Raw genomic sequence first — 17,855 nt, forward strand, 5'->3', positions numbered from 1 at the left:
TTGGGAGCTGCAAGCCACAAGCTGCAAGTAACAGCTTTTCACTTGCAGCTTGAAGCTTGTCGCTCATTACTCACGCGATCAGCGGGTCGACACTGGGCGTTTCACCCAGACCGGCGACAGGCTTGAACCGGAACCGGTGACATACAGCACCGCCGCTTCACCACGTTCCAACGCAACCGGCTTCACATCGCCGACTTTCTTGTCACCGTCATACAACGCCAGGCTCACCTTCACCGGGTTGATCTCACGCTCGCCGCGGCCCTTGGCGGCGACCGACTTGACCACGTCGGTCTTGCCGTCGGCGGTCTTCAGGGTCAGGGCCTTGTCGCTGAGGTTCTGCACGCGTACCAGGGATTTCTGCTTGTTCTTGAACGGCGGTTCTTCGATCAACTGAGGCTGGCCGCTGCCGCTGTTGACCAGGGTGTAGTAGTGATCGGCGGCGAGCTTGACCGGTACGGTCTGGCTGCCGACCTTGGCGCTGTAGTCGCCGCCCGGCATGAAGCTGAAGTCGCTGCTGGCCAGTGGCGCAACGTCGCTGAGGTTGGTGGCGCCGACTGTGGCGCTGACTTCCTGGTTGCTGGCGTTGTAGATGCGCACGAAGCTCGAACCTTTCGGCGCCGTTGGGCCGTAGAGCGCGGCGTCACCACCGGCGAAGGCGGACATGGATGCGACGCTCAGGCCGGCGGCGATAGCCAGGGTCTTGGCGAGACGACGAGGAGTTGTAGTGAAAGTCATGTGAGTTACCTCTCTTTCAGTTTTGCGCCCGGTCGGGCGTCTCGGATTTGGATGTATTGATTGCCATGTTCTGTTGGCGCGAACCGGCTTGTTTAAGCTGCGCAACCCACGCGGGGTCGGCATCACCGATTTCGTTGTTGACGGGCAGATAGCGTTCGGGAAACTCCCAGATCAGCACCTGGGGCGGGCTGTTCTTGAAATCGTCACTTTTCAGGTAGCTGAGCATCGGCAGGATCGGGCCATGGCCATCTTCGGCGTAGCTGACCACGTCGCTGCCCAGGGCTTGCTTGAGGGCGCCGACGAAGTTCCAGTTGGGGTTGGCGCTGTAGCTGGTGCCCACCAGGGCCACCGGGGTTTCGCTGTCGCTGAACAGCGCGTCGTCACCTTTCTCTTCGGCCAGGTGGGTGACGCGTTTTTGCAGCGGCTCTTTGGGTGGCATCAGGTTTTCGAACAGCGGGTCCAGGGGCAGGAACAGGCGCAGGTCGCCTTTATGCGGTTCGGTCTTTTCTGCTTCGGTGACGAATCGCTGCGGCTCGCCGCTCAGCGGGGTCTTGTCGGCAATCGCCTTGGCCAACTGCTTGGCGGCGATTTCCGCACCGTCCGGGGTCCAGTGAGTATCGGTGCGCAGGAACACTTGCTTGCCGGCGAGCTTGGCCTGTTGCAGCGGGCCAAGCAGGTCCGGGGCAGGGATGTTGTCTGCCGCGACACGGGCGTGGAAGTCCTGGTACAGGTTGGCGTGGATGCTTGCCGGTTTCACTTCACCCAGGTGTTCCGGGTACAGGCGCACCTTGGCCGGCACGATTGCCATCACCAGCTGGATACCCTGGGCCTTGAGCTTCTGGCGCACGCCTTCGACCAGCGCGTAGTTGCCTTGCAGGTTCTGGTCTTCGTTGACGGCGGGGTTGAATTCCTCGTCGCTGTACAGCCAGTGATCGCGGCCCAGCACCACGCCAGGGCGGCCTTCGTTGAACAGCTTGTAGTCCAGCGCCGCCCACAGGTTGGTGCCCAGGCGTTTGATCGGGAACTCGTCGTCGTAGTGAGTCTCGACGGCTTTGGTCCAGCGCCCGTTGAGCACGGTTGCATCGGCATTGGTGCTAAAGCCCAGGAAGCTGCGCAGTGACCAGGCGCCCAGTGCCAGCAACAGCACCAGGAACAGGCTTATGTAGAGGACGCGTAATGAACGGGTCATGGTCGGCTCCCTCAGAATTGGAAGTAAAGGAACGGCGAGAAACTCTGCGCCGACAGTTTCAGGATCGACGCCACGAACAGCAGCAGCACGGCCGCGCGCATGGCGTAGCGTGGCCAGTCAGCGGTCCAGTAGGCCGGTTGCACGGCGGCGTCACGGCCCACGCTGAAACCGGGCTCGTGGATGCTGCCGGGGTTGTCGCCTGGTACGGCCTTGATCAGGCTCGGATCACTCGGCTTGGATTTCTCGGCAGGGCGGTTGCGATAGAAATCGCGCAGGCCGAAGAACGCCAGCGTTGCGTAGGCCACCACCAGGGTCGCCACTTGCAGGCCGGTGAGGCTGGCGCGGTTGAGTTCCGACAGCGACCACTCGCCAAAGCTGAACATCGCACCGTACATACGCCCGGCGACGTGCAGGTTCTCGGCGCGGAAGATCACCCAACCCATCACCACCAGCAGGAAGGTGAAGGCCCAGCGCAGCACGTTGAAGCTGCGCGGCGCGGTGTTCAGGCCGATGGCTTTTTCAATCGCCAGCCACATGCCGTGCCAGGCGCCCCACACGATGTAGGTGATGTTGGCACCGTGCCACAGGCCACCGAGCAGCATGGTCAGGAACAGGTTGCGGTAGGTGGTCAGCGTGCCTTTGCGGTTGCCGCCCAGGGTGATGTACAGGTAGTCACGCAGCCAGGTCGACAGGCTGATGTGCCAGCGCCGCCAGAACTCGGTGATCGACTGGCTGATGTACGGCTGCTTGAAGTTTTCCATGAAGCGGAAACCCATCATCAAGCCCAGGCCGATGGCCATGTCGCTGTAGCCGGAGAAGTCGAAGTACAGTTGCGCGGTGTAGGCCAGCGCGCCGAGCCAGGCGTCACCCGTGGTGGGGTTTTGCAGGGCGAAGCAGTGGTCCGCCACTACAGCCAGGGTATCGGCGATGAAGACTTTCTTGATGAAACCCTGCATGAACCGCGTGCAGCCCTCGGAGAATTTGTCCAGGGTGTGGGTGCGGTTGTTGAACTGGTCGGCCAGGTCGCGAAAGCGCAATACGGGGCCGGCGATCAGGTGCGGGAAGATCGCCACGAACGCCGCAAAGTCGATGAGATTGCGGGTCGCCGGGGTATCACCCCGATACACGTCGATGATGTAGCTGATGGACTCGAAGATGTAGAACGAGATCCCGATCGGCAACAGTACGTGGGTGAGGATAAACGGCTCCAGGCCCGCCGACTTCATCATCAGGTTGATGCTGTCGACGCCGAAGTTGGCGTACTTGAAGTAGCCCAGGATGCACAGGTCGACGGCCACGCCGAGCAGCAGCCAGCGCTGCGCCGGCTGGGTGCGCACGCCGGCGGCACCGACCTTGAGGCCGATCCAGTAGTTCCACAGCGTCACGGCCGCGAACAGCGCCAGGAAGTCCACTCGCCACCAGGCGTAGAACACGTAGCTGGCAATCAGCAACAGCAGATTGCGATAGCGTTGCCCGCTCAAATAGTACAAGCCGAGAAAGATCGGCAAGAACAGAAACAGGAACACATTGGACGAGAAAACCATCCCGATCTCTCCATGTTTAAACCAACAGTCAAGGGCCGGAGCCCCCCCCCAAACCCCCCACGAAATTCGGGGAGGGCGGTACAACAATTCCATCTGGCAAAACGCGGTTTAAATGTGGGAGGGGGCTTGCCCCCGATAGCGGTGTGTCATTCAACACAGATGGCGACTGTTACTCCGCCATCGGGGGCAAGCCCCCTCCCACATTTTTTTTACCGCGTTTGGTCAGGAACCTTTTTTGCCTTTTTCATGCGTCGGGTCGTAGACCTTGGTCAGGTCGCCGCCCAGGCGGAAGGTCTTGAACGGTTGCATGCCATGCTTGCGCTCGATCACATCCGGGGCACAGGTGTAGAGGGTGCAGAAAGGTTCGAGCCAGGCGAATTTCATGTCCTGCTTCAAGTCCTTCATGTCCTGCTCCTTGCCATTCTTCTGTTCGAAGATGTCCGGGTCCTTGACCCCGGCCAGCACCTTGTCGCCCAGGCGCTTGAGCGCGCTGTTGTTTTCCTGGCGCAGGTCCACGCCGTTGACCAGCGCGAAACTGGCGATCATCGACAGCGGCGGCAGGGCGTAGTTGTGGTACGACAGGGCGCGTTGCTGGCGCTTCAATTCGTTCGGCAGGAAGCCCTGGTCGTCGACCTGGTTCACGCCGACCTTGTATTCCTTGACGGCCCAATCAAACAGGTCGCGGCGGTTGGTGGCGATGGAGGTCGCCATCACCGACCAGGCGGCCCAGTAGGAGTGGTTGTTGGTTTTTTCCAGCGGCAGGTTGTCCCAGTCGCTCACTACCTGATCGGCCAGTTTGTTGAACCAGGCTTCGATCAGTTGCGATTCCTGCTGGTGATTGGCCAGCGGGTGCGACTCGGAGAACTTCAGGCGCACATAAGCCGAGGCCATGCTGCCCAGTGCCCATTTGCGCATGGACTTGCCGGTGTGGTTGAAGTCCTTGGACATCAAGGCATCGGCCTTGGCCCACGACACCAGCCAGTTCAGCGTGCATTCGAGCTGCTGTGGGCGGCCGTCGCGCATGAACTGCATCACGCGTTTGCTGGTGTCTTTTTCCAACTTGGTGATGTCGGCGGTGCTGTCGCGAAAGGCTTGTTCCGACTGCACATTCAGTGTCGAGCGAGCCTTGTCCGAGCCTTCGTACTTGCTGCGAAATTGCAGAGGCCCGGTGTAGGGCGTCGGCATGGTGTCGCAGTTTTCCTTGAAGTCGCCGGTCTTGAACGCTTCGATCGGTGCGAAATAGCCTTGAGGCGGACGCAGTGGCGCGGCCGCATTCACGGAGCCGGCAAACATGGCCAGGCCCAGCAGGGTAGGGAGCAATAGCTTTTGCATAAGTAACCTCACTTCCCGAGTTGGGCGGTCTGCTGACCACCGCTTGGGAATACGTTGCGTGTGCAAATTTTCGCTTCGACTTTCTGCGCGGCAGCACCCTTTTCCGGGCCCTGCACTTCCACGGCCAGCAAGTTCTGCGAGGCCCAGTCTTCATCGGTGCGCAGTTCAAAGGCGAAACGCCCGTCTGTATCGGATGTCTCGGGTTTCTCGATCTTGATGTCCTCGTGGCGCCCGTTCATGTACCAGAGGGTGGCTTGCAAGGTTTTCACCGACGGATCGGCGAAGCGGATATCGACCTGATGGTTGGCGTTGCGCAGGTCTTTGTTCGCACTGTTGACCATCAGCTCGTTTTTGCCCGGTTTGAGCGTGGTGCTGGCCGACATCTGCGCGGTCTTGCCTTCGCAGCCGTTGTCGAGCAGCGCCATCATCTGGCGGTAGATGGTTTCCTGGTCGAGACGGTACAGCGGCGAGAATTCCCAGATCAGGATCTTTGGCGGGGTCTTCTGGAATTCGTCACTGCCCAGGTACTGGATCATCGAGCCTTCCAGGCCGCCGCCGGGGAAGGCGACGTTGAGAATGTCGGCACCGATCTCTTCTTCAAGGAAACCGGCGAAGTTGTAGTTCTTGCCGCTGTGGCTGGTGCCCACCAGGGTGATCTGCGGGTTGCCCGAATCGCTGAACAGGTCACCGTCACCGGCTTCGCCCTTGGGCTCGGTGGTGAACTGGTCCATGTACTGGATCGCGTAGCTGGTGCCGCACAGTTGCCCGGCCATGTTGTGCAGGGTGCCGGTCTTGCCCATGCGACCCGAGCGCTTGGTCTCGAATTCGCGCTTGGGAATTTCGGCGTACTCAGGCATCTGCTTGACCTTGGCGGCGACGATTTTTGCGGTGCGCTGGGCGCCGTACGGGGTCCAGTGCTGGTCGCCACGGAAGTAGAAATCGTGAGCCGGCAGTTCATCGGGCAGTTGCTCGTTGGTCAGCGGCGACAGGTCCGGCACCACATAGCCCATCTTGGCGAAGCGGCCAAGCATGGTCTTGTAGTTGCCCAGGGCTTTGTCGAAATCGAACGAAGCCTTCTCTGCGGGATTGAGCTTGTTGCGGTTCACCAGGCCACGGGTCGGCTGGTAGACCACCACCAGTTCCACGCCCTTGGCCTTGAACGCATCGTGCAACTGCTGCATGCGCTTGTAGCCTGCCGGCGTGGTGTCGAATTCGGTGCGCAGGTCTTCCTGGGTACGGAACAGCCAGTCGCCCTGGGCTTGCACCAGGGTGGTGAAGTTCTGCTGGTAGCGCGTGGTGTAGTTTTTCGCGTCATGGGCGGCGGGGCACAGGCTGCAGCACGGTTCGGCAGTGAAAGTCGGCGCCTTCACCTCGTCGGCGCGCACGCCCTGGCTGGCCGCGAGCAGGCCGAGGGTCAGACCCGAGAGGCTCAGCAGTTTGATCATGTGTGGGTGCATAAGGGTCATCCTCAGTCCTGCAGTTCGGTCTGGCGTTCGACGGGGTCGATCAGCACGGCTTTCTGCTGGCGCACCAGCAGGTCGAGAATCTCTTCCTGGCGCTCGCCCAGAATGCCGGAGAAGCTGATGCCGCTGGATTTGGTCGGCGCCAGCATCGACACGCGGTACAGCTCGATACTCAACGGCGAATCGATGGACAGTGGCCCGCTACCGTTACCCGCCAGTTCACCGCCCACCACGATCAGCGAGACCTTGGCGTCGAACGGGTCGAGGGCGATGTCACGGTCGGTGTCGGTCAAGTCCTTGATGTGGCCGTACACGCCGGTCAGGCCGTTGGCCATGGCGGTGTTTTCGTAGAGCTTGATGTTCACGCTGTTACGCACGCGGATACCGTGGCGACGGTTGCTGATCACCTTGTTGCCCCACAGCAGGTTGTCACCGCTCTCATAGAGGGTGATGCCGTCGGTGTGGTTGCGGTAGATCTCGTTGTCGGCGATCAGGTTGTTCACGCTGTTACGGTCGATCACCAGGCCCGACAGCTTGTTGTCGTAGCTGCGGTTGTTGAAGATGAAGCTGTCGTTCACTTCCCGGGAAATGATGATGCCGTGCTTCTTCTTGGTGCCGTACACGGTGTTGTCGGCGATGATCAGGCCATGGGAACGGTCGTGGGGGTCAATGCCGTAGACGATGTTGTCTTTGTAGGTATTGCCCTTGATCACAAAGCCCGTGGTCTCGTAGCAGTAGAAGCCGTACCACATGTCCGAGAACTCGGAATCGATGATCCAGCCGGTCGGCTCGGGCCGTTTGAGCACCTTGGCCATGTTCGGCGTGTACTGGGAAATACTCACCCCGTAGGACTTACTGTTGGCATAGCCGAAGCTGGCCATTTTGGTCTTGGAGATATAGGTCTCGGTGCCGCCCCAGGCCAGCAGGAACGGGCGGAATTCCTTGGGCGACTTGAACAGCGCCGGGCCGTTGGTTTTTTCATCCCAGCCGGTGACCTTGGTGTCACGCACGAACAGTTGGCCGTCGTTGATCAAAAACGAACCGGCTTGCTGGGACAGGCGCAATTCCTGGGTCTGCTTGTCGATATCGAGGATGCCTTTACGGCCGACCACGATCGGCAGTTTGGCCAGGAACACGCCGGGTGATGTCTCGCTGAAGTACTGCTTGGGCACCTTGCCCTGCAGGTCCTTGAGGTTCATGTAGCCGTCGTCGACAAAGATCGCCTGGGGAATGCCGTGCTGGCGCACCACCCATTCGGCCATCTTGTTATCGCCGCCGATAAAGTCCTTGAGCGCGTCTTCCTGCATCATGCGGCGGATGCTGATTTTGCCCGGCTTGCTTGTGACGATTTTCTTTTCCATGGCCGCGGCGGTGTAGCCCGACAGGTCGGGCAGCGCCGGCTTGGCCATTTCCAGCGGCGCGGTGGGCGGGCTGGAAATGGTGTAGGTCTTGGCCTGTTGCAGTTCCTTGGCGATGGTCGGCGCCTTGGCCGCCGTGTCGGCAAACGCTGGGGCACTGGCCACCAGCATCGCCGCGACGAGTAGGCTTTGAGCATTCATTGCGCAGGCTCCCATCAGAATTTCCAGACCACGTCGACAAAGGCGCGGTGCATGTAGGAGTCGACCTGGCTGCCATAGGCGTCACCCGGCTTGAACACGCCGGCGCGCAAACGCACCAGGGCCGATGGCTCGTCGATCGACTGGCTCAGCGCGGCGGGCAGCAGGCCTTTCTTGAAGTACTTGGTGACGACCAGGTCCATCTCCTGGCCGAGGTCCTTCTTGCCGTCTTCAAGGGGCAGCGAGGTGCTGGAGAGGATCGCGCCGGTGACGTCGTCGGTGTTGTTCTGCACCGCGTCGATGCCGTTGCTGCCCACCGGCTTGTTGCCGTCGACGCGCCAGAACTTGTGGTACACCAGGCTGGCGTCGTAGTCCTCGCGCAACTGCCAGGAACCGAACAGGCTCATGGACTGCATGTTGTTCATCTCACCGCGAAACGCTTCACCGAAGCGGTGCACGCGGGACTGGGTGCCGGTCCAGTTCGAGCGGTTGCTTTGCAGGCCGTTCTGCTCGTACTCGGCGCTCGCGCGGGAGTAGGCCGCGCCCACTTGCCACTGCGGGTCCAGGCGCAGGCGCACGCCGATATCGGTGGCCCAGCCGCTGACGTCATCATTGCGCTTGGCGTTGGTCGGGCGGGTTCCATCGGCGTTCAAGGCGTTGACCGTGTCGCGGTCGCCCTTCATGCCGGTGATGCTGGCCCAGTAGTTGACCGTGTTGGTGTTGCGCCAGTTGTAGGCGTCGCTGTTGGCTTCGATGCCGAGCCAGGTCAGGTCGCCGTTCTCGCGCTTGTCCAACGGGTCGCTGGCCACGCCCGGTTCGGCGTAGTCGAGCTTGCCGTCGTCATGGGTATGGTGACCGCGCAGGCCGATCCACTGGCCCGGCGTCCACTGGTAGGCGGCGTCGGCGTAGAAGTGCTGGCGGTCCTTGTCGACCGGCGACAGTTCCTTGAGGTCGGTGCGGTATTCGCTGAAGCGTTCGGCGGCGCCGACGTTGGCCTTGAGCAGGGTGGTGTCGAAGGTCCAGTTCAGTGCTTCGATGTTGGTGTCGCGCCATTGGCCGTCGTCATTGCGCAGACGCTGGCGACCGAACTTGAGGATCTCGCCGGGGTAGGGCGTGAAGCCGCTGTAGCCGACCCAGAACTCGCGCAGGGCCAGGTAGTTTTTCTTGGCCTTGCGGTCGTCGTTGCTCGATTGTTCGGTCGTGTCATCGGCCGACGGTTGCAGGGTGTCGGTCTCGATGATGTCGCTGGACACCACCGCCTGGCCCATGGCGTAGGCGCTCCACGCGCCGCTTTCGCCGTAGATCCACGGGCGCAGGTCGAGGCCGATACCGTTGACGTCGCCGCCTTTCTGGGTGCCCAGGTCGCGGTCATCTTCGGACTGCGCGGTGGCTTTGACTTCCAGGCCGAAGTTCTTGGCTTCGGTCAGCGCGGCCAGGGTCGGGCACGACCACAGCAGGGCGAAGGACAGGCCGATGCCGGCCTTGACGAATGGGTTGAGCTTCATAGGGATTCCTCGCCGTCTTCTTCTTGCAGGGCGTGCAGTTGCAGCGTGCTCTGGGCCAGGGTGCCGCGGGCGGCCAGCTCCTGTTGCACCAGGCGTTGGCCGTCGGCGCGTTGCTCAGGCGTCAGCGGGGCTTCGAGCTGGGTGGCCAGCTCAACGGCTTCCGGTGTGTCCTGGGCCTTGGCCAGTTGGCTGAAGACATAGGCGTTGAGCGGGTCGGGCTTGGTGCCCTTGCCTTGGGAAAACAGTTGGGCGATGGCAAAGTCGGCGCTGTTCTGGCCGTTGCGCGCTGCGGTCAGCAGGTGGTCCAGGGCTTTTTGCGGATAGACCTTGCCCAGGTAGCCACGGCGGTAGATCTGGCCGAGGTAGTAATCGGCGGCCACTTCACGGCCCACCGCTTTCTCGAAATGCGCCTCGGCAGCCTTGGCGTCGGCCGGCACCCACTTGCCTTCGTAGTAGAGCTTGCCCAGCAATAGCTCGGCGCGCGGCTGGTCGGCGGCGCGGCCGTTTTCGAGGTACTTCATCATCTGCTCGACATCGCCCAGCTCGGGAAAGTCGTAGAGCAGTTGCGCCAGGCTGACCCAGGACGCCGGGTAACCCGGGGCGATTTTTTCAAGCAAAGCCTGGGCGGTTTTCTCGTCCGGCGTGCCCAGGGTGGCATCGCCGAGTACGCGGGCGACGCTGTCGACGCGCTGGGCGGTAACGGTGCCACGGCTGTAGCCTGCTTCCATCTGCTTGAGCAGCTCGGCCTGTTGTTCCGGCTGGGCTTTTTTCTGATAGACCGTAGCCAGTTCGACGTAGCAGATATCGGTGGTGTTCAGCGCCGCTTTGCAGATGCGCTCCACATCATCCAGATGCTGGTCGTAGGTGTTCTGGGTGCGATACAGCAGCACCTGGGCCAGGCCGGCTTCCGGGTAACCGGCGGCCTGCCATTGGCTGATCTGCTGCTGGGCGTTCACCTCTGGGAAGCTGTGCGGGTATTGCAGGTACAGCATTGCCAACGGGATCAGGGTATTGCCTTCGCCATTGGCAAAGGCTTTTTTCAGCAGGCTTTGGGCTTCATGGTGTTCGGCTTCGGTGGCGCCGGGCTTGGCCACCAGCAGGCGACCCAGACGCGCCTGGGCGCGGGGCGAAGTGTCTGCCGCTGCGCGGTAGGTGGCTTCGGCCTGTTTGATTTGCGCCGGATCGCGGGTGCCGACCTGGATATCGGCCAGGCCCACCTGGGCCTCGCTGTAGCCCAGGTCCGCCAGTTGCTGGTAATTCTGCTGGGCGGTGACGGTGTCGCCGCGCTTGAGCGCTTCGTTGGCCAGACGCTGGTCGGGCAAGCCGGCACAACCGGCCAGGCTCACCGCAACCGCCAGCAACGCCACCGAACCCCTGTGGGAGAGGTTTTTGTGGCAAGCCCGCTCCCACAGGGATTGTGTTGTTCTTGAAATAGGGTTCACAGGCATGTCCTCGCTTACAGACCGTGAGCCATGGCTTTATCGATCAGCCAGTTCAGCGAAGGGCCGCGGTCGCTGATGACGTCCACCGGGCGTCCGGCGTAGGTGCTGTCCAGCGGGGCGTCCGGCTTGATCTGCACGCGGATGTCGGAGGACAGGTCGGCGCTGTTGAGGCTGGTGCTGCTGACGATGGTGCCGGTGCGCACCTGTTCTTCATCGGCGACCTGGAAGCTCACCGGCGTACCTGGACGCACGTCGCCGAACTGGCGATAGGTGAAGCGGGCTTCCACATTGGCCTGGCTGCCGCGTGGCACCAGTTGGAAGATCACATCGCCCTTGCTGGCGTATTGGCCGTCAGCGACCAGTTGCTGGGCGACCACGCAATCGCACGGCGAGGTCAGGGTGCCGGTCATTTGCTTGCCGAACAGCTCTTCGACCTTGGCCGGTTGCAACTGGTCTTCGTCCAGGTGGCCCTTGAGCACATCGAGCATGCTGGTGCTGAAGGTCGCCAGTGGCGCGCCTTTGGCCGCTACCGCGTCACCCTTGAGCAGGCTTTGCACGGTGCCGTCGCGCGGCATGGTCACGTTCATCCCCGGCACGCTCACCAGGCCCGCCTGGGCGTGGCTGACGAAGTACATGCCGTACACCGACTTGAAGACAAAACCGAACGCGGCGAGGCCGACGATGAAAATGCCTGCGCTGAACACCACGGCGCGCAGGCGACCGAATGCGGTCATGCCGCTGCCGCCGTCCTTGACCTTGCGCGCCTTGGTGAAGTTGTCGCGTTGCAGGGTGGCCAACACGTCGCCCATGGTCACGATGTCGCCGGACAAGTGCGAAGTGATCAAGTGGCGCAGGGTGGAAATATCCTGGGCATCGAGGTTCTGGAACTGGCAACCGGTGCGGCCGGTCTGGCGGTCGTAGGAGCGGATCTGCAGCTCTACGTCCATCGCCAGGCCAAGGTTGTCGATCACAAATTGCAGGCGACCCTTGTGCACTTCGCCGACGGTGAGCGGCTGGGTCGCGGTGAACGCCAGGCCGCCGGCGGACAGGTCGATCACCCGTGCTTCGGTCTGCGTGCGGTCGGTGTTGAAAAAGCGCAGCTTGGCCGGGATTTTGACCCGGGCGTGCTGGCGCTGGGCTTCGGATTCGTGGACTACGTTGGCGTTTACTTGGCTGTTCATCAGGGCATTCCTTGAGTTAATTCAGGCTTGGCAGGGTCAGACCATCATCAGCAACACGGCAACGAAGATGCTGCCGGCGGAGAAGGTCATGGTCCGAGACGACCAGGTGTTGAACCAACGTTGAAAGCTGGCCAAATCGCGGGTCAGTTTGGTGTCCTGGCGGGTCCAGGACTGTTGATCAAGGCGGAAGAACACGTAGATCTTCACCAGCGCGCCCATGATCTGGTTGTAATAGAGAATCAGCGGATAGGCCGGGCCGATCTTGTGGCCGGAGCACGACAGCAGCAGCGTGAGGATCAGACGGGTGATGCCGATCCACAGCAGGTACGCGAGGATGAACGCGCCGCCGTATTTGAAGGTGGCGATGATTGCCACGGTCAGGCCGAGCAGGGAGGTCCACATCGATACGCGCTGGTCGAACAGCACCACGCTGGTGAACAGACCGAGGCGGCGCATACCCAGGCCCAGGGCGCGGGAGTTCTGGCGCAGGTTGTTGCCGTACCAGCGGAACATCAGTTTGCGGCTGGCCTTGATAAAGCTCTTTTCCGGCGGGTGTTCCACGGTGTTGATCGCGGCATCGGGCACGTAGAAAGTGTCGTAGCCCAGGCGCATCAGGCTGAACCAGCTGGACTTGTCATCACCGGTGAGGAACTTGAAGCGGCCCAGGCGCCAGTGTTGCAGCGAGTCGCTTTCCACGTCGGCGATAAAGCCCGGGTCAGTCACCACGCTGGCGCGGAACACCGACATACGCCCGGTCATGGTCAGCACGCGCTTGGACAGGGCCATGGAGCACATGTTGATGTGGCGCTGGGCGAAACGCAGCTTGTGCCATTCGCTCATGATGTAGCCGCCGCGCACTTCGCAGAATTCGTTGGTGGTCAGGCCACCGACATTGCCGAACAGCTGGAACCACGGCACGGTCTTGCGCACCACGCCTTCGGCCAGCACGGTGTCGCCATCGATCACGGCCACCACGGCGCGGTCATCCGGCAGGTGGCGCGAGATGGCACGGAAACCGAAGGCCAGGCCGTCGCGCTTGCCGGTACCGGCGATGCGCACGAAGTCGAGCTTGACGTGAGCCGGCGGGTTCATTTTTTCCCAGAGGCTCTTGACCAGCAGCTCATCGGACATTTCCACCAGCGAGCAGACCACGGTGGTGGGGAAGCCGCATTCGATGGCTTCACGAATCACCGAGCTGTAGACCTGCGCGGTGGTCAGCGCATCGATCCTGAAGCTTGTGACCATCAGGAACACATGGGATGGGTCGGCGGCCTTGCCCAGCTTGCGCACTTTGCGGCGCAGGTGCGGGTAGACCACGTAGAGGAACAGCATGCCGCGAAAGAAATGCGTTGCACCCATCGAGTAGCGCCAGATACCGACGGCGCCAATCAGGAAAATAAAATTCTTCGATTGCGAATCGAAGGTGCTGGCTGGCAGAGCCAGCGCTAGAAGCGCTAAAAGCCCCAGAAATAGTAGCCAGCCAGTCGCTTGGTTTAACCGTTGCATATTCGCGTCCGTCACAGAGAAGTCGGGCGGCAAGCTACAAGCTACAAGCCGAAAACCAGCGCTTCTAACTTGCAGCTTGCCGCTTGAAACTAGCCGCTGCTCCTTACCAGCAAATACCTTCAGTACGGCCGCTTACGCTGGTGGCCTTGGACATGAAGCCCACCAGGTCGACCACTTGCTTGCCGTGCGGCGCGTTGTGCGCCAGGGCACGGAATTTCTCGTCGCGGTTACCCAGGATGATGACGTCGGAGTTGTTGATCACTTCGTCGAAGTCCGAGTTGAGCAGGGACGACACGTGCGGGATCTTGCCTTCGATGTAGTCCTTGTTCGCACCGTGCACGCGGGCGTACTCGACGTTGCTGTCGTAGATGCTCAGGTCGTAGCCCTTGCCGATCAGCATTTCCGCCAGTTCCACCAACGGGCTTTCGCGCAGGTCATCGGTACCGGCCTTGAAGCTCAGGCCCAGCAGGGCGACTTTGCGTTTGTCGTGGCTGGAGACGATGTCGAAGGCGTTCTGCACCTGGGACTCGTTGCTGCGCATCAGCGAGTTGAGCAGCGGCGCTTCCACGTCCAGGGAGCCTGCGCGGTAGGTCAGGGCGCGCACGTCTTTGGGCAGGCACGAGCCGCCGAAGGCGAAACCCGGGCGCATGTAGTACTGGGACAGGTTGAGCGTCTTGTCCTGGCAGACCACTTCCATCACTTCCCGACCATCGACGCCGACGGCCTTGGCGATGTTGCCGATCTCGTTGGCGAAGGTGACTTTGGTGGCGTGCCATACGTTGCAGGTGTACTTGATCATCTCGGCGACGGCGATGTCCTTGCGGATAATCGGCGCGTCGAGTTCTTCGTAGAGCGACTGCAGGACATCGCCGGAGGCGGTGTCGAACTCGCCGATAACGGTCATCGGTGGCAGGTCGTAGTCGGCGATGGCGGTGGATTCGCGCAGGAATTCCGGGTTGACCGCAACGCCGAAGTCGACGCCGGCTTTCTTGCCGGAGCAGTCTTCGAGGATCGGGATCACCACGTTGGCGACGGTGCCCGGCAGTACGGTGCTGCGCACCACGATGGTGTGGCGGGTGGTCTTGTCACGCAGGACAAAACCGATCTCGCGGCATACCGATTCGATGTAGTTGAGTTCCAGGTCGCCGTTCTTCTTGCTCGGCGTGCCCACGCAAATCATCGACAGGTCGGTATCGCGGATGGCTTCGGCGAAGTTGGTGGTGCCACGCAGTCGGCCGGTCTGGATACCCTGGCTCAACAGCTCGCCCAGACCCGGTTCAACGATCGGCGATTTACCCGCATTGATCAGGTCGATCTTTTCCTTGGAGATGTCTACGCCGACCACTTCGTGGCCACGGGCAGACAGGCAACCGGCACATACTGCGCCAACGTAACCCAAACCGAATATGCTGATGCGCATCGCAATTACCTCTGTATTTAAATCATGCCATTAGATGGCCGGAGTTCATGTTTGCAAGCGTCACTGATGCCGCGAAAGTTAGGCGAATAGACGCCGACTTACCGCGTACAGGCATGTTGAATAACGAGTGACTAACTATTGCACTCAAGTTGTGCGCAATCAGGCCTTATTATTGGGGCTTGCCCTGAAATGCAGCCGGGCTTCCTTGGAGGAAGGCTCCGACGCCGGTGCTGCAAGGTCTTGATGCAGGCAAAATGCCTTTTTTATCAATGCCTTGGGTCATTGCACGGGCTCATTTAGGTCAGCGCTGCCTTGGCCTGTAGGGGATAGCAATGCGTACTTATCGCCACCCTTAACTCGATCAGTTGATGTTGTGACCATAGAGTCAAAGTGTTTTATGACAACTCGACTACTTCCATTGGTCGTTATGTAAGTCATCTCTTACAGAAGCAGAGAATTTCGTTACCGGTGGTATGAGCGGTGCTTCAGGACGAAGTTCCTGGCCGCTCATCCTGTTTCCGGAAATTTCTTGAAATATTAGCGAAGATGGCACTGGTATTATATTGATAGCACTTGCTATTTAGACCCGTAGTTATGGGGAGTTGGTACGCGGGGATAGTTTTGTGCCACTACTGAATAAAAAAACTGGTGCCACTACGAAAAAAAACGATGAATGTCGAGTGAATAAATCGTTAGGGTTGTGTCTGGATTTTTTTATGGCGCCAAATAAATGACGATTCTATGATTTGAAATACAAAACAAATGTGGGAGGGGGCTTGCCCCCGATAGCGGTGGATCAGTCAATACTTCACTGACTGACACTCCGTCATCGGGGGCAAGCCCCCTCCCACATTTGGAACTCATTGCCTGGATGAGTCGGGCAAGGCCTTATTCCGGTGCGTGATCGCGCAAAAACACCAGGTTGTCCGGCGTGGACTGCTCCGCATTGAAGCGATAGCCCTGCACATCGAACTGCTTGAGCTTCGCCGGATCGTCGATGCGTTCTTCAATCACAAAGCGGCTCATCATGCCCCGGGCTTTTTTCGCATAGAAGCTGATGATCTTGTACTGGCCGTTCTTCAGGTCCTTGAACTCGGTGTTGATGATCCGCGCCTTCAGCGCCGTGCGCTTGACTGCCGAGAAGTACTCGTTGGAAGCCAGATTGAGCAGCACATCGTCGCCTTGTGCAGCCAATGCTTCGTTCAACCACTCGCTGATGCGCGTGCCCCAGAACGCGTAAAGGTCCTTGCCACGGGTGTTGGCCAGCTTGGTGCCCATCTCCAGGCGGTACGGCATCATCAAATCCAGCGGGCGCAACAGGCCGTAGAGTCCCGAGAGCATGCGCAAGTGGTCCTGGGCGTAGCTGAAATCGGCATCGTTGAAAGTCTCGGCATTCAAGCCGGTATACACGTCGCCCTTGAACGCCAGCAACGCCTGCTTGGCGTTGGCCGGGGTGAAGGCCGGCGTCCAACTGCCGAAGCGGGCGGCATTGAGGCCGCCGATCTTGTCGGATACGTGCATCAGCTCGCTGATCTGCGCCGGGCTCAGTTCGCGCAGTTGCTCGATCAGTTCCTGGGAATGGTCCAGGTATTGCGGCTGGGTGAAGCGCGCAGTCACCGGCTTTGACTCGAAGTCGAGGGTTTTGGCGGGGGAAATCACCATCAGCATTTGAGTTGGCTCCTGTAATCGTGGGCGAGATTCTAGGGGTTGGGGCGTTTTGACTCCACCTATGATGGCGATAGATGCGATCCGCTATGATGGGCGGTAACTCTGGAGAGGGAGACCCCGTGTGCGATTAGCGCTTTTATTGTCGGCTTGCCTGCTGTGCCTGAATGTCCAGGCCGCGCCGGTTGACGTCGCCAGCCTCGACCGCGCCACCTGGCCGGAAAAACTCGCCAGCCCGGCGCTGTTCGACGTGGCCTCGCGGGCGGAAATCCTGATGTTTGCCCATGGTTTGATCACCAGCGAAGCCCTGGACGAAACCGCGCTCAAGCAGCGCCTGGGATTGAAGATCATCAACCTGGCCGCCATCGACGACCTGCGCCGTCAACTCTGGCAACGGCTGTTGGAGAACTACACGTTCGCCCAGCAAAGCTGCGCAGAAGACGCTTCGTTCTGTTATCTGGTGGAAAACATGGACGACCTGCGCGAGCAGGCCGGCAAGTTCGACGTCAGTGACGACTCGTTCTATATAGGCTGGGCCGCCCCCAGCCGGCACTTCCATGCACGCTATCTCGATGAACTGCTGCGCAAGGCCGCGCTGCTGCCGCAGATCAGCAGCGAAGTGGCGCGCTTTGGCGACCACGAACGCAATGGCGACGAACTCAACGATCGCATGTTCCTGCTGACGTTCGACGGCGGCCCGGCAACGGTCGGCGGCAATACCGACTGGCTCGCCGATTACCTGCGCAAGCAAAAGATCGACGCTACGTTCTTTGCCCTCGGCAGCAGCCTGCAAACCCGCGTGGAGCGCAGTTCCGCAGCGGATGTGCAGGCGCTGTACCAGGGGCAGTGCGTGGGTATCCAGGGGTGGCAGTATCGCTCTCACAGCCATTGGGTCGACTGGCAGGATTCCATCACCCGCAGTGCATCACTGGTGCAAAACCTGCTGCCGGAAAACTATGTGCCGCTATTCCGGCCGCCTTACGGGCAACGGCGCGCGGACAGCCAGGGATTCTTCCGGGCCCAGGGCCTGCAAGTGGCGTTATGGGACATCGATTCCCAGGACGAGCCGGGCAAGCTCAAGGCCGAAGAGTCGGCGCAACGGGTGCTGACGCTGATGCTGCTGTGGCGCAAAGGGGTGATTGTGTTTCACGACACCCAGGACAAGGCGCGGGTGGCACTGCCAATGGTGTTGCAGTCGACGGCGCAGAGTGGCTTGGGCTGGCAGGACTGTCGTGAAGCATTTCGATGAAATGCCCGGCCCTGTTGGTTGAGGGGGCTTTTTGGGGTGATTTGCCGCGACATTTCGATGCAGGCGGA

General features: G+C 60.7%; 13 protein-coding genes. 1 reads left to right on the top strand and 12 read right to left on the bottom strand.

The window, feature by feature from the left end; genetic code table 11:
• Positions 1-78: 78 nt before the first annotated feature.
• The 12 genes from PspCFBP13528_RS04970 to yaaA form a co-directional block, all read right to left on the bottom strand.
• The gene (locus PspCFBP13528_RS04970; protein WP_065951683.1) at positions 79-735 is read right to left on the bottom strand and encodes an alginate O-acetyltransferase AlgF; all 657 of its coding nucleotides are present in this window, start codon (positions 733-735) and stop codon (positions 79-81) included.
• Between the two features lie 16 nt (positions 736-751).
• Positions 752-1,924: an alginate O-acetyltransferase gene (locus PspCFBP13528_RS04975; RefSeq protein ID WP_065951684.1), complete on the bottom strand. Its 1,173-nt coding sequence runs from the start codon at positions 1,922-1,924 to the stop codon at positions 752-754.
• 11 nt (positions 1,925-1,935) lie between these two features.
• Positions 1,936-3,468, bottom strand: a complete 1,533-nt coding sequence (locus PspCFBP13528_RS04980; protein ID WP_065951685.1) for an MBOAT family protein — start codon at positions 3,466-3,468, stop codon at positions 1,936-1,938.
• A gap of 222 nt (positions 3,469-3,690) precedes the next feature.
• Positions 3,691-4,800 (bottom strand): mannuronate-specific alginate lyase, encoded by a 1,110-nt coding sequence (locus PspCFBP13528_RS04985; RefSeq protein WP_101218284.1) that lies wholly within the window; start codon positions 4,798-4,800, stop codon positions 3,691-3,693.
• An 8-nt stretch (positions 4,801-4,808) separates the two neighbouring features.
• Positions 4,809-6,257, bottom strand: a complete 1,449-nt coding sequence (locus PspCFBP13528_RS04990) for an alginate O-acetyltransferase (protein WP_065951986.1) — start codon at positions 6,255-6,257, stop codon at positions 4,809-4,811.
• An 11-nt stretch (positions 6,258-6,268) separates the two neighbouring features.
• Positions 6,269-7,837, bottom strand: a complete 1,569-nt coding sequence (algG, locus tag PspCFBP13528_RS04995; RefSeq protein ID WP_137199732.1) for a mannuronan 5-epimerase AlgG — start codon at positions 7,835-7,837, stop codon at positions 6,269-6,271.
• Positions 7,837-9,324 carry an alginate export family protein gene (locus PspCFBP13528_RS05000; protein ID WP_137199733.1) on the bottom strand — a complete coding sequence of 496 codons (1,488 nt, stop codon included), beginning with the start codon at positions 9,322-9,324 and terminating at the stop codon, positions 7,837-7,839. The genes algG and PspCFBP13528_RS05000 overlap by 1 nt, the downstream gene beginning before the upstream one ends.
• Positions 9,321-10,772 carry an alginate biosynthesis TPR repeat lipoprotein AlgK gene (gene algK / locus PspCFBP13528_RS05005; RefSeq protein WP_175413289.1) on the bottom strand — a complete coding sequence of 484 codons (1,452 nt, stop codon included), beginning with the start codon at positions 10,770-10,772 and terminating at the stop codon, positions 9,321-9,323. The genes PspCFBP13528_RS05000 and algK overlap by 4 nt, the downstream gene beginning before the upstream one ends.
• A gap of 8 nt (positions 10,773-10,780) precedes the next feature.
• Positions 10,781-11,947: an alginate biosynthesis protein Alg44 gene (locus PspCFBP13528_RS05010; protein ID WP_137199734.1), complete on the bottom strand. Its 1,167-nt coding sequence runs from the start codon at positions 11,945-11,947 to the stop codon at positions 10,781-10,783.
• A gap of 36 nt (positions 11,948-11,983) precedes the next feature.
• The gene (alg8, locus tag PspCFBP13528_RS05020; RefSeq protein WP_065951690.1) at positions 11,984-13,453 is read right to left on the bottom strand and encodes a mannuronan synthase; all 1,470 of its coding nucleotides are present in this window, start codon (positions 13,451-13,453) and stop codon (positions 11,984-11,986) included.
• A 103-nt stretch (positions 13,454-13,556) separates the two neighbouring features.
• Positions 13,557-14,873 (bottom strand): nucleotide sugar dehydrogenase, encoded by a 1,317-nt coding sequence (locus PspCFBP13528_RS05025; RefSeq protein ID WP_101218290.1) that lies wholly within the window; start codon positions 14,871-14,873, stop codon positions 13,557-13,559.
• Between the two features lie 888 nt (positions 14,874-15,761).
• Entirely contained in the window at positions 15,762-16,541 is a 780-nt protein-coding gene (gene yaaA, locus PspCFBP13528_RS05030; RefSeq protein ID WP_065951692.1) for a peroxide stress protein YaaA, read from the bottom strand.
• A gap of 121 nt (positions 16,542-16,662) precedes the next feature.
• On the opposite strand from yaaA, the gene PspCFBP13528_RS05035 reads away from it, so the two are divergent.
• Entirely contained in the window at positions 16,663-17,787 is a 1,125-nt protein-coding gene (locus PspCFBP13528_RS05035) for a polysaccharide deacetylase family protein (protein ID WP_137199735.1), read from the top strand.
• The last annotated feature ends 68 nt before the right edge of the window (positions 17,788-17,855 follow it).

The organism is Pseudomonas sp. CFBP13528, from assembly GCF_005233615.1.
Taxonomy (GTDB): domain Bacteria; phylum Pseudomonadota; class Gammaproteobacteria; order Pseudomonadales; family Pseudomonadaceae; genus Aquipseudomonas; species Aquipseudomonas fluorescens_AM.

What these genes read in the sequence shown, in the direction of transcription:
- PspCFBP13528_RS04970 (WP_065951683.1), bottom strand. Translation starts at nt 735, where the DNA reads ATGACTTTCACTACAACTCCTCGTCGTCTCGCCAAGACCCTGGCTATC.
- PspCFBP13528_RS04975 (WP_065951684.1), bottom strand. Translation starts at nt 1,924, where the DNA reads ATGACCCGTTCATTACGCGTCCTCTACATAAGCCTGTTCCTGGTGCTG.
- PspCFBP13528_RS04980 (WP_065951685.1), bottom strand. Translation starts at nt 3,468, where the DNA reads ATGGTTTTCTCGTCCAATGTGTTCCTGTTTCTGTTCTTGCCGATCTTT.
- PspCFBP13528_RS04985 (WP_101218284.1), bottom strand. Translation starts at nt 4,800, where the DNA reads ATGCAAAAGCTATTGCTCCCTACCCTGCTGGGCCTGGCCATGTTTGCC.
- PspCFBP13528_RS04990 (WP_065951986.1), bottom strand. Translation starts at nt 6,257, where the DNA reads ATGCACCCACACATGATCAAACTGCTGAGCCTCTCGGGTCTGACCCTC.
- algG (WP_137199732.1), bottom strand. Translation starts at nt 7,837, where the DNA reads ATGGGAGCCTGCGCAATGAATGCTCAAAGCCTACTCGTCGCGGCGATG.
- PspCFBP13528_RS05000 (WP_137199733.1), bottom strand. Translation starts at nt 9,324, where the DNA reads ATGAAGCTCAACCCATTCGTCAAGGCCGGCATCGGCCTGTCCTTCGCC.
- algK (WP_175413289.1), bottom strand. Translation starts at nt 10,772, where the DNA reads ATGCCTGTGAACCCTATTTCAAGAACAACACAATCCCTGTGGGAGCGG.
- PspCFBP13528_RS05010 (WP_137199734.1), bottom strand. Translation starts at nt 11,947, where the DNA reads ATGAACAGCCAAGTAAACGCCAACGTAGTCCACGAATCCGAAGCCCAG.
- alg8 (WP_065951690.1), bottom strand. Translation starts at nt 13,453, where the DNA reads ATGCAACGGTTAAACCAAGCGACTGGCTGGCTACTATTTCTGGGGCTT.
- PspCFBP13528_RS05025 (WP_101218290.1), bottom strand. Translation starts at nt 14,873, where the DNA reads ATGCGCATCAGCATATTCGGTTTGGGTTACGTTGGCGCAGTATGTGCC.
- yaaA (WP_065951692.1), bottom strand. Translation starts at nt 16,541, where the DNA reads ATGCTGATGGTGATTTCCCCCGCCAAAACCCTCGACTTCGAGTCAAAG.